The following is an 11,263-nucleotide window of genomic DNA, read 5'->3' on the forward strand; positions in this document are numbered from 1 at the left end:
AGGCGGGGCCCCGGACCAGTCTCCGGGACCCCGCCTCGGCCGTCTCCCGGCCACGGGTCAGGCCGACGGGGTCCAGCCGCCGAGCCGGTCCGTGACCTCCTGGTTCGCCGCGGCCGGTTGTTCCTCCGGCGGCGGAGTGGGCGCACCCGGCAGCCGTACCGTCGCCACCGTGCCGCCGCCCTCCGCCGGGGTGAGGGACACCTCGCCGCCCGCCTGCTCCACCGTGCGGGCCACGATCGACAGGCCGAGACCCGAACCGGGCAGGGCGCGGGCGCTCGGGGAGCGCCAGAAACGGTCGAAGACGTGCGGGAGTTCGTCGGCCGCGATCCCCGGGCCGTGGTCGCGTACGGTCAGGACGCCACCGGCGAGCTGGACCTCGATCGTGCCGCTCTCCGGGCTGAACTTCACCGCGTTGTCCAGGATGTTGACCACCGCCCGCTCCAGCGCGGACGGCTCCGAGCGGACGTACCACGGCTGGAGGTCGGCCGTGATCGTCAGCTCCGGGCCGCGCAGCCGGGCGCGGCGCAGCGCCGACTCGACGGCGTCCTGCCACGCCACCACCTGCGCCTTGCCGGCGTGCTGGCCGCTCGTGGGGCGCGACAGTTCCTGGAGGTCACCGATGAGCGAGGCCAACTCCGTCATCTGGGCCTTCACCGAGGCGAGCAGCGCCTTGCGGTCCTCCGGGGGCAGCGGGCGGCCCGTCTCCTCGCTGCGGGTGAGCAGTTCGATGTTGGTGCGCAGCGACGTGAGCGGGGTGCGCAGCTCGTGGCCCGCGTCCGCGATCAGCTGCTGTTGCAGTTCCCGGGAGCTGGCCAGGGCCGACGTCATCGAGTTGAAGGAACGGGACAGGCGGGCGATCTCGTCCTCGCTCTCCTCGTCCACCGGGATGCGGGTGGTGAGGTCCTCGGTGCGGGCGATGTGCTCGACGGCCTCGGTGAGCTCGTCGACGGGGCGCAGGCCCGCCCGGGCCACGGCGAGACCGGTGGCTCCGGCCCCCACGACACCGATGCCGGACACCACGAGGAGGACCAGGGCCAGGTCACCGAGGGTCTTCTGGGTGTCGGCGAGGGGGACCGCCACGAGCAGGGCGCTGTCGGAGAACAACTGCATTCCGCCCGGACCCTCGCTCACCAGGGGTGCCGCGATCACCCGCACCGGGTTGCCCTTGCTGTCGGTGCCGTTGTGGATGATCCTCTTGTCCGGGTCCGGGTTCCTGGCGATCTCGAGATCGGTGCGGGTGACGCGGAGGAGCCCCGCGGACTGCTGGTAGACGCAGATCCTGCCGTCCGTGTTGATCACCTGCATGTAGTAGGTGTCGGGCTGCGGACCGCGGTCGTCCTGGGGATGCGGCGTGGTGGTGCAGTTGCTCAGGGTGTTCGTCAGGCCCACCATCTTGACCGGGCCGCTGGCGGACGTCAGCTGGCTGTCGACCTGCTGGTACAGCTTGCCCTGCACGATGAACCAGCAGGTGACCGACACCGCCGCCACCCCGAACGCCACTGCGGCCGCCACCAGCAGGGCCAGCCGTGAGCGCAGCGGGAGGGATCGGAACCGTTTGATCACTCGGCGCCGCCCTGCCGCAGGACGTAGCCCACGCCGCGCACGGTGTGCACCAGGCGCGGCTCGCCGCCCGCCTCCGTCTTGCGGCGCAGGTACATGACGTACACGTCGAGCGAGTTCGACGACGGCTCGAAGTCGAAGCCCCAGACCGCCTTCAGGATCTGCTCACGGGTCAGCACCTGGCGCGGGTGTGCCATGAACATCTCCAGGAGCGTGAACTCGGTACGGGTCAGCTCCACCGGGCGCCCGCCGCGCGTGACCTCGCGGGTGGCGAGGTCCATGCGCAGGTCGGCGAAGGTGAGGACGTCGTTCTCCTCGGCCGCGCCCGCCACGGCCGCCGCGTAGTGGCTGCGGCGCAGCAGGGCACGGATACGGGCGAACAGCTCGTCCAGCTCGAACGGCTTGACCAGGTAGTCGTCGGCCCCGGCGTCCAGGCCGGTGACACGGTCGCCGACCGTGTCGCGGGCCGTCAGCATCAGGATGGGAGTGGTGTCGCCCGCGCCCCGGATCCGGCGGGCGGCGGTGAGGCCGTCCATGCGCGGCATCTGGATGTCGAGGACCACCAGATCCGGCTTGCAGGCGGTCGCCTTCTCCAGCGCGTCCGCACCGTCCACGGCCACCTCGGTCGCATAGCCCTCGAAGGCGAGGCTGCGCTGGAGTGCTTCACGCACGGCCGGCTCGTCGTCGACGATCAGGATGCGCTGGGGGTCACGGTCGCCTTCGGCGGGGCTCATGGATGTGGAGTTCCTCAAGGTGCGACGGACGGGCTGAACGCAATCAGCCTCGCACGATTCGGGTCGGGGACGGAAAGAGTGGGGACGGCCGGAAGCTGTCCTGTCCCCCCAGGCCGTCAAGGCTCTGGGGGAGGCACGACTGCCCGCAGCCACGCGGCCTGGGGTCAGCCCATCACCGCGGTCAGCCGGTTCAGCGGAACCTTGCGGCGGTGCGGCCGCGCTGCCGTCACCCGCAGCCCCATCAGCTGCGGGACCGCCACCTGCGGGACCGCCACCTCGGGGGCGCGTTCGACCCGCGGCCGGGTCCGGGGCCGGGGCTGGGGCCGGGTGCGCACCCGGCGCCGCATCGGGGCGTGGAGCTCGTTCGCCACGGCCAGGGCCAGCAGGGCTCCGCCGGGCTCGGTGGCACCGGTGACCTCGTGCACAGCCATCGTGATCATGTCGTACTCCTTACCACTCGCCCGGCGGGCGCCCGCTCAGCTCTGGGAGCCGGAGCGCAGCGTCGCCAGGTCGGACTTGACGGTGTTGATCGGTACGGCGAAGCCCAGGCCGACGCTGCCGGCGCTCGACGAGGTCGAGTCCGAACTGGCCGAGTACATCGCCGAGTTGATGCCGATGACGTTGCCGTTCATGTCGATGAGGGCGCCACCGGAGTTGCCCGGGTTGAGGGAGGCGTCCGTCTGGATCGCCTTGTACGTCGTCGTGGACGAGCCCGTTTCGCCGTTGAACTGACGGCCGCCGAACGCGAACGGCCACCGGCCGCTGCCGCCCTGCTGCTGGTTCTCGTCGGTCGGCACGGTGACGTCGCGGTTCAGTGCGGAGATGATGCCGCTGGTGACCGTGTCGCTCAGGCCCTCGGGGGAGCCGATGGCGACGACCTGGTCGCCGACCCGGAGGCCGTCGGAGTTGCCGAGGGTGGCGGCCTTCAGCCCGGAGGCGCCCCGCAGCTTGAGCAGCGCGAGGTCCTTCTTGCTGTCGGTGCCCACGACCTGCGCGGTGTACGACTTGCCGTCGCTCGTCGTCACCTTGATCGAGGAGGCACCGGAGATGACATGGTTGTTGGTGACGATCTGGCCGTCGCCGGTGATGATCACGCCGGAACCGGTCGACTCACCGGCGTTCGAGGTGGCGTTGATCTCCACGATGCTCGGGTTGACCGCGGCGACCACCCCGGCGATCGTGCCCTTCGCACTGGACGGCACCACGTTGGTGCTGGTCGAGCTCGAGGAGACGGCCGTGTCCTTGCCGGTGAGCTCCTGGATCCCGTACGCCGTGCCGCCACCTATCGCCGCGGCGACGATCGCCACGGCGGCGAGGAGCGCGAACGGGCCCTTGGTGCGCCGCTTCGGCCCGGGCTGGGCCGGGACGGCGCCCTGGACGGCCGTGCCGTCGTCGCCGTATCCGTCATGACCGCCGCCGGCTGCGACCGCCGGCTGCGCCGGCTCGTACGCCGGAGGGGGCGGCCACTCCGGGTTCACGGGGGAGGAGGTGTGCTGCTGCTGCTCGGGGTACGCGGACTGGGGTCCGTGACCCTGGGGGTACTCGTACTCGCCGCTGCGGCGGAAGCTCTCGGTCATGCAATAGAGAGTGTCCACCGATCATGAGAGCTGCCTGAGTCCCCGCTGAGAAGCCCGACAGAACCGTGTATGCCCGATATAAAGCCGCCTCGGGACCGTGATGGAGACCCGGCTCTCACGACTCCGAAAGGGTCTCACCGTGGCCGCGAGGGGACCTACTCGCACCCGCAGGAACGGCGCACGACCAACCGTGAGGGGAACAGCTTCAACCGCTCACGCCGCGACCCCGCGACCCGAAGCCCGTCGTCGAGCACCAGATCGACGGCCGCGCGGGCCATGCCCGAACGGTCCGAGGCGACCGTGGTGAGCGGCGGATCCGTCAGCGCCGCCTCCTTCACGTCGTCGAACCCGGCCACCGCCAGCTCCCCGGGCACCTCGATCCGCAGCTCGCGGGCCGCCCGGAGCACGCCGATCGCCTGGTCGTCGGTGGAGCAGAAGATCGCCGGGGGGCGGTGCGGCCCGGACAGCAGCTCCAGGGCGACGTTGTACGCGTCGTACCGGTTGTACGGCGCCTCGAACAGTCGGCCCTCCGTCGGGATGCCGGCCTCCTGCATCGCGCGCCGCCAGCCCTCGACGTGGTCGGAGACGGGGTCGCCCACCGCCGGGGTCTCGGCGGTACCGCCCATACAGGCGACGTACTCGTACCCGTGCTCGAGCAGGTGCCGTACGGCGAGCTGGGCGCCCCCCAGGTCGTCCGTGACGACGGCGACGTCGTCGATCGCCTCGGGCCGCTCGTGCAGCAGGACGACCCGGGCGTCCCAGGCGTCGATCTCCGCGGCGGCGTGGTCGTTGAGCGCGTGGCTGACCAGGATCAGCCCGGAGACGCGCATGCCGAGGAAGGCCCGCAGATAGTGGACCTCGCGCTCGGCCACGTAGTCGGTGTTGCCGACGAGCACCATCTTTCCGCGCTCGGCGGCGGCCTGCTCGACAGCGTGCGTCATCTCCCCGAAGAAGGGCTGGCGCGCGTCCGGCACGATCATGCCTATGAGGTCCGTGCGCCGCGACGCCATGGCCTGGGCGACCCGGTCGGGCCGGTATCCCAGTTCCTTGATCGCGGCGAGGACGCGCTCGCGCGTGGCCGGGGCGACCGGCCGGGGTCCGTTGTTGATGACATAGCTGACGACGGCGGTGGAAGTCCCCGCCAGCCGCGCCACATCGTCCCGAGTCACCTTGGCCACGCGCGGAGTCTACGCGGATGGACCGCCTCTGGGCAGGGCTTTCGGCGTTCTATGCCCCACCTGTGACCTGAGCCGTGACCTGCGTCTCCTCCGCGGTGACGTCGGCCTATGCCTCGGCGGTCACCTCGGCCCCCGACACCGGCGCCGACTCCTCGGCGTCGTCCGCCTTCGGCCGGGCCGCCTTGGCCTTCGCCTCCTCGGCGGCGCGCTCGACCTTCTCCGGGGTGACGAAGCGGTAGCCCACGTTGCGGACGGTGCCGATCAGCGACTCGTGCTCGGGCCCCAGCTTGGCGCGCAGCCGTCGTACGTGGACGTCGACCGTGCGCGTGCCGCCGAAGTAGTCGTAGCCCCAGACCTCCTGCAGCAGCTGGGCGCGGGTGAAGACCCGGCCGGGGTGCTGCGCGAGGTACTTCAGGAGCTCGAACTCCTTGAAGGTCAGGTCGAGGACGCGGCCCTTGAGCTTGGCGGAATAGGTCGCCTCGTCCACGGACAGGTCGCCGTTGCGGATCTCCATCGGGGAGTCGTCGTTGACGATCTGCTGGCGGCCCATGGCCAGGCGGAGGCGGGCTTCCACCTCGGCGGGGCCGGCGGTGTCGAGGAGCACGTCGTCGATGCCCCAGTCGGCGGTGACGGCCGCGAGACCACCCTCGGTGACGACCAGGAGCAGTGGACAGCCGGGCCCGGTGGAGCGCAGCAGCTGGCACAGGCTGCGCACCTGCGGCAGGTCCCGTCGCCCGTCGACGAGGATGACGTCGGCACCCGGGGTGTCGACGAGAGCGGGGCCTTCCGCCGGAGCGACCCGCACGTTGTGCAGGAGCAGGCCGAGAGCGGGAAGCACCTCCGTGGACGGCTGAAGGGCGTTGGTCAGGAGCAGCAGAGAACTCATACGTCTGGTTCCTCCTCGGTCCCTGCGAGGACGTTTGGCGGGGCGGCACTGCTCTGCGCATCCCGGGGGCCCGTACACCTGCGGTTTCCCGCGTCGTATACAACGCTTCCGAAAGCACAAAAGGACTCGGGGGCTACGCTGCCCGAGTCCTCTGCCCAGCAGAATAGCCCACATGAGCACTGGTACGGCAGGTGGAACGGCACTATCCACGGTTCGTCCGCACTCCGAGACGGCTCGGCGCGGGCCTGTGCGGACGTTTCTGCGCACGCTCGACGGGGTGACGATCGACGCCGCATACGATCCGGGATCCGTTGTATACGACACCGGACGTCCACCTTCCGGCCACCTGGACGATCTTGCGATCGTCGTGTCCCACGGCTTCACGGGCGATCTGGAGCGACCCCATGTACGCCGGGTGGCGGGCGTCCTCAGGCAGTACGGCGCGGTGGTGACGTTCTCCTTCCGGGGTCACGGGGCGTCCGGCGGCCGGTCCACGGTCGGCGACCGGGAGGTGCACGATCTGGCGGCCGCCGTGCGGTGGGCGCGGGAGCTGGGCCACACGCGCGTGGCCACCGTCGGCTTCTCCATGGGCGGCTCGGTGGTGCTGCGGCACGCGGCAGCGCACGAGGAGGGCGCGGAAACGGACGCGGTGGTGTCCGTGTCCGCGCCCGCCCGCTGGTACTACCGGGGCACGGCCCCCATGCGGCGGCTGCACTGGCTGGTGACCCGCCCCGAGGGCCGTCTGCTGGGCCGCTACGGCCTGCGCACCCGCATCCACCACCGCGACTGGGACCCGGTGCCGGCCTCGCCCGTGGAATCCGTCCCCCTGATCGCGCCGACCCCGCTGCTGATCGTGCACGGCGACCAGGACGGCTACTTCCCCGTCGACCACCCCCGCATGCTGGCCGAGGCCGCCCCTGACCACGCCGAACTATGGCTGGAGCCCGGCATGGGCCACGCCGAGCACGCCAGCGACGACGCCCTGCTGGCCCGCATCGGGGAGTGGCTGGCGTCCCGGGCGGGCTAGCCTGAGCGGTGTTCACCACGACCGAGTCGAGGAAGCAGATGGCAAAGGGCACGGTGCGCTACTGGGCCGCCGCCAAGGCGGCCGCCGGGGTCGCCGAGGAGCCGTACGACGCGACGACGCTCGCGGAGGCGCTCGACGCGGCGCGCGAGAGGCACCCGGGCGAACTGGTCCGCGTCCTTAAGCGCTGCTCCTTCCTGGTCGACGGTGACCCCGTCGGGACCCGTGAGCACGAGACGGTACGGCTGGCCGAGGGCGGCACGGTCGAGGTGCTCCCGCCGTTCGCAGGAGGATGAGCGATGAGCAACCAGCCGTACGAGGGATACGAGGGGCACCAGGAGTACCCGGCCCCCGGCTACGGGGGCCATGACGCCCACCGGGCCCACCAGGGCCAGGCCCCCCAGCACCCCCACCACGGCCACGACGGGTACCGGCAACAGGGTTGGTACGACCCGAACGGCGCGGCCTATCCGCAGCAGCAGCATCAGCAATGGCAGCAGCAGCCGTACGGGGCCGCGCAGCCGTTGCCGCCGGAGGCGCAGCACGCGCAGGCGTACGAGCCGCACGGTTACGCGGCGCCCGGCGTAGCCGCCGCCACGACGACGACCGCCACCTCCGAGCCCGGGCCGCCCGCCGTCGACCTGTCCACCCTGCCCGCCAACCAGCGGGCCCGGCTCGAAGGCCGTTCGCCGATCATCGAGCCCGGGCTCCAGCCGGCCGTGCTCACCGCGGTGCTGGGGGCGCTGCTCGCCGGGGCCGCGGCCGTGGGGACGTACGCGCTCCTCGTACCGCTCGTGATCCTGCAGGCCGTGACGGCGGCCGGATGGTTCCGGCTGAACGGCATGTGGCCGGCCCGGCAGGGCATCGCACTGGCGTTCCTGGGCGCGGTCACCGCGGACGTGGCGCTGCTGGTGGCGGGCCGGGAGCAGGCGCCGGCGGCGATCCTGGGCACGCTCGGAGTCTGGGTCCTGCTGTCCCTGGTCCTCCAGCTCAGGTCGCACGCCGACCCGGACACACGGATGTCCGGCCTGATGGCGACGGTCGCCTCGGCCGCGCTGTCCATCGTCGCGGCCGGGCACCTGGCGGCCGTACCCGACGCGGTCACGGTGGGCGCGATCGCGGTCGCCGTGGCGGTCCTGGCCCGCGCGCTGCCGCTGCCGACGGCGGCGTCGGTGGTGGTGGCCCTGCTGGCGGCGGCGGGCGCGGGCATCGCGATGGGCGGTGCGACGGGTTTCGGCACGTCGGGTGCCTCGGGTGCGTTCCTAGGCCTGGGTGCGGGCGTCTGCGCGCTGATCGGCCACCGGGTGGCGAGCTACGACTACCCCTCCCGCTTCGTCCACTTCACGGCGGGCGTGGCACTGCCGCTGACGGCGGCGGCACCGGTGATCCACGTACTGGGCCGGGCGCTGGGCTGACCAAGCCGGGCCCTGCCCCCCTCCGTGTCACAGCTGATCAACAATCCGCCGTTACCCCTTCCCTCGGCGGGTACTGTCACGCAGGACGGCCATCCGGTCGTCGGGACCGCCGTGACGACCGCCGACGTGGGGGAACGACCGAGCATGCGCGCACTGCGAATACTGCTGATCCTCGTGGTGATCCTGGGCGGCCTCTTCGTGATCGTGGACCGCGTCGCGGTCCACTTCGCGCAGAACGAGGCGGCCGACAAGCTCAGGACCAGCGAGAACCTGGCCACCACCCCGGACGTGTCCATCAAGGGCTTCCCCTTCCTCACCCAGGTCGTCTCCGGTGAGTTGGACGACGTCGAGGTCGGCATCAAGGACTACGAGGCGACCACCGGCAACGGCTCCGGCTCCCAGAAGATCCGCATCGACGACCTGAACGCGTCGATGAAGGACGTGACGTTCTCCGGCGACTACAGCTCCGCCACCGCGGCCACCGCCACCGGAACCGCGCTCATCACCTACGACGAGCTGCTGAAGACCGCCCAGTCGCAGCCCACCCATGTCGCCCCCGGCGTCACCGCCCGGGTGATCGGCCTGTCCGACGGCGGCAACGGGAAGATCAAGGTCGCGGTGAAGGTCGAGGCGCCCGTCCTCGGCATCAACCTGCCGAATCCCGTCTACGTGCTCAGCTCGGTCACCGCCCAGGGCAACACGGTCAGGGTGCACGCCGACAACCTGCCCAAGCTCGCCGGCATGGAGGTCGCCGGCTCCCGGATCCGCACCATCACCGACTTCCAGCAGCGCATCGACCGGCTCCCCGGCGGCATCCAGCTGGACAAGGTCGAGGCCGCGAAGGACGGTGTGGAGATCGCGGTGAAGGGTTCGGGCGTCCGGCTCGCCGGGTAGGACGACCTCCGGGCCGCGAGGGCAGACCCCGGATGCGAGCCGGGGGCAGGCCGAGCCGGGCTGTGCTCAGGCCGGCGCAGGCCGATTGTCCGATGGGCGAGACGGCCGCGTCCGTACATTAGATGGCGTGACGGGCGGGCGCCTCGGGGAGCCGCACGCCGACCGTCCCGTGCGCCCTCTCATCCCGCATCGCGGACGATCGCATCTCACCATTCGACACGCCGGTGACACGCCCCGCACCCGGTCCCTACGATCGACCCCATGCAGCGACAGGCGGATCTCACGAAGCGGCGGGCAGTAGACCTGTGCCGCGTCGCCGCCATGCTCTGTCGCACTTCCTGAGCGGGAGATTCACTCCCGTATCCCGGCCCTGGCTCCTGACACAGGGTCACTCGTGCGCCGCGTACGCCACCGCCACACCGCGTACCCGCACCCCTTCTGACTCGCAATGCCCCGCCGCAACTGCCCCGGAGGAGAAAGAGCATGAGCCGCAGCGACGTCCTGGTAGACGCCGAGTGGGTCGAGCAGCACCTGGACGACCCCAAGGTCGTCGTCGTCGAGGTCGACGAGGACACCACGGCGTACGAGAAGAACCACATCAAGAACGCTGTCCGCATCGACTGGAAGCAGGACCTCCAGGACCCGGTCCGCCGCGACTTCGTCAACCAGGAGCAGTTCGAGGAGCTCCTGTCGAAGAAGGGCATCGCCAACGACGACACGGTCGTCCTCTACGGCGGCAACAACAACTGGTTCGCGGCCTACGCCTACTGGTACTTCAAGCTCTACGGCCACGAGGACGTCCGTCTCCTCGACGGCGGCCGCAAGAAGTGGGAGCTGGACGCCCGCGAGCTGGTCGACGGCACCGAGGTGCCCGAGCGCGCGAAGACCGAGTACAAGGCCAAGCCGCAGGACGCCTCGATCCGTGCCTTCCGCGACGAGGTCGTCGAGGCGATCGGCACCAAGAACCTGGTCGACGTCCGCTCGCCCGACGAGTTCTCCGGCAAGCTGCTCGCCCCGGCGCACCTGCCGCAGGAGCAGTCGCAGCGCCCGGGCCACGTCCCGAGCGCCAAGAACATCCCCTGGTCGAAGTCGGCCAACGACGACGGCACCTTCAGGTCCGACGAGGAGCTGAAGGAGCTGTACCAGGCCGAGGGCGTGGACCTCGCCAAGGACACCATCGCCTACTGCCGCATCGGTGAGCGCTCCGCGCACACCTGGTTCGTGCTGCACGAGCTGCTCGGCCAGGAGAACGTCAAGAACTACGACGGTTCCTGGACGGAGTACGGCTCCCTGGTGGGCGTGCCGATCGAGCTCGGCGCCGGTAAGTAAGACCGACCTTTCAGAAAAGACGGAGAAGCACATGTGTGGAGCGAAGGCCGGCGGCCCCGACGCCTCGACGATCAAGCCCGGTGAGACCACCATCCAGGGCCAGGTGACCCGCAACGGCGAGCCCGTGACCGGGTACGTGCGCCTCCTGGACTCGACCGGCGAGTTCACCGCCGAGGTCCCCACCTCGGCGACCGGACAGTTCCGCTTCTACGCGGCCGAGGGCACCTGGACCGTGCGTGCCCTGGTGCCGGGTGGCACCGCGGACCGTACCGTCGTCGCCCAGAAGGGCGGCCTCGCGGAGGTCGCGATCGCGGTCTGAGCAGTACCGCGCATGGCTGAAGGGCCGCACCCACGGGTTGGACACCTCGGGTGCGGTCCTTCCGCATGTCCGCGGGGCATAGTGAAGGTATGTACGCACGACGACGCCACGTGTACTTCGCCATGATGGGCACCTGCCTGGCGCTGTTCGTCCTGGCCTGGGGAGTCGTGCGCATCTGGTCGGTTCCGGCGGCGGTGGGCATGTGCGTGGTCGCGATGGTGATCCCGCCCCTGGCCGCGATGGTGGCCAACCGCCGGGGTCCCGAGGACCGCTGGTGGGACGACCCGTCCGGGGACCCGCAGTCCGACGAGTGGTGGGACGAGCTGGACGGCAAGAAACGGCGGTGA

General features: G+C 71.0%; 14 protein-coding genes. 8 read left to right on the forward strand and 6 right to left on the reverse strand.

The window, feature by feature from the left end:
• Positions 1–57: 57 nt before the first annotated feature.
• From ACZ7L1_RS24850 to ACZ7L1_RS24875, 6 genes are all read right to left on the reverse strand, one after another.
• Positions 58–1,563 (reverse strand): sensor histidine kinase, encoded by a 1,506-nt coding sequence (locus tag ACZ7L1_RS24850; protein ID WP_471440221.1) that lies wholly within the window; start codon positions 1,561–1,563, stop codon positions 58–60.
• Positions 1,560–2,294, reverse strand: a complete 735-nt coding sequence (locus ACZ7L1_RS24855; protein ID WP_471440222.1) for a response regulator transcription factor — start codon at positions 2,292–2,294, stop codon at positions 1,560–1,562. Before ACZ7L1_RS24855 ends, ACZ7L1_RS24850 begins: the two co-directional genes overlap by 4 nt.
• Positions 2,295–2,458: 164 nt before the next feature.
• Positions 2,459–2,734: a hypothetical protein gene (locus tag ACZ7L1_RS24860; protein ID WP_471440223.1), complete on the reverse strand. Its 276-nt coding sequence runs from the start codon at positions 2,732–2,734 to the stop codon at positions 2,459–2,461.
• Positions 2,735–2,770: 36 nt separating this feature from the next.
• Entirely contained in the window at positions 2,771–3,871 is a 1,101-nt protein-coding gene (locus ACZ7L1_RS24865; RefSeq protein WP_471440224.1) for a S1C family serine protease, read from the reverse strand.
• Positions 3,872–4,026: 155 nt separating this feature from the next.
• Positions 4,027–5,049, reverse strand: a complete 1,023-nt coding sequence (locus ACZ7L1_RS24870; RefSeq protein WP_471440225.1) for a LacI family DNA-binding transcriptional regulator — start codon at positions 5,047–5,049, stop codon at positions 4,027–4,029.
• A 106-nt stretch (positions 5,050–5,155) separates the two neighbouring features.
• A complete protein-coding gene (locus tag ACZ7L1_RS24875) occupies positions 5,156–5,935 on the reverse strand; it encodes a response regulator transcription factor (RefSeq protein ID WP_471440226.1) in 780 nt (259 codons plus the stop codon).
• Between the two features lie 172 nt (positions 5,936–6,107).
• On the opposite strand from ACZ7L1_RS24875, the gene ACZ7L1_RS24880 reads away from it, so the two are divergent.
• The 8 genes from ACZ7L1_RS24880 (at position 6,108) to ACZ7L1_RS24915 (ending at position 11,263) form a co-directional block, all read left to right on the forward strand.
• The gene (locus tag ACZ7L1_RS24880; RefSeq protein WP_471440227.1) at positions 6,108–6,962 is read left to right on the forward strand and encodes an alpha/beta hydrolase; all 855 of its coding nucleotides are present in this window, start codon (positions 6,108–6,110) and stop codon (positions 6,960–6,962) included.
• 38 nt (positions 6,963–7,000) lie between these two features.
• Positions 7,001–7,255, forward strand: a complete 255-nt coding sequence (locus ACZ7L1_RS24885) for a MoaD/ThiS family protein (protein WP_200421040.1) — start codon at positions 7,001–7,003, stop codon at positions 7,253–7,255.
• A gap of 3 nt (positions 7,256–7,258) precedes the next feature.
• Complete coding sequence (locus tag ACZ7L1_RS24890; RefSeq protein ID WP_471440228.1) at positions 7,259–8,374, forward strand: hypothetical protein; 1,116 nt, start codon at positions 7,259–7,261, stop codon at positions 8,372–8,374.
• 144 nt (positions 8,375–8,518) lie between these two features.
• Positions 8,519–9,268, forward strand: coding sequence for an LmeA family phospholipid-binding protein (locus ACZ7L1_RS24895; protein WP_471440229.1), 750 nt, complete (start codon positions 8,519–8,521; stop codon positions 9,266–9,268).
• Between the two features lie 261 nt (positions 9,269–9,529).
• Positions 9,530–9,610: a putative leader peptide gene (locus ACZ7L1_RS24900; protein WP_355139345.1), complete on the forward strand. Its 81-nt coding sequence runs from the start codon at positions 9,530–9,532 to the stop codon at positions 9,608–9,610.
• Between the two features lie 141 nt (positions 9,611–9,751).
• A complete protein-coding gene (locus tag ACZ7L1_RS24905; protein ID WP_471440230.1) occupies positions 9,752–10,597 on the forward strand; it encodes a sulfurtransferase in 846 nt (281 codons plus the stop codon).
• A 31-nt stretch (positions 10,598–10,628) separates the two neighbouring features.
• Positions 10,629–10,916 (forward strand): DUF1416 domain-containing protein, encoded by a 288-nt coding sequence (locus ACZ7L1_RS24910; RefSeq protein ID WP_103844331.1) that lies wholly within the window; start codon positions 10,629–10,631, stop codon positions 10,914–10,916.
• 89 nt (positions 10,917–11,005) lie between these two features.
• The gene (locus ACZ7L1_RS24915) at positions 11,006–11,263 is read left to right on the forward strand and encodes a DUF3099 domain-containing protein (protein WP_103844332.1); all 258 of its coding nucleotides are present in this window, start codon (positions 11,006–11,008) and stop codon (positions 11,261–11,263) included.

It is taken from the genome of Streptomyces sp. NPDC107546 (assembly GCF_055639175.1).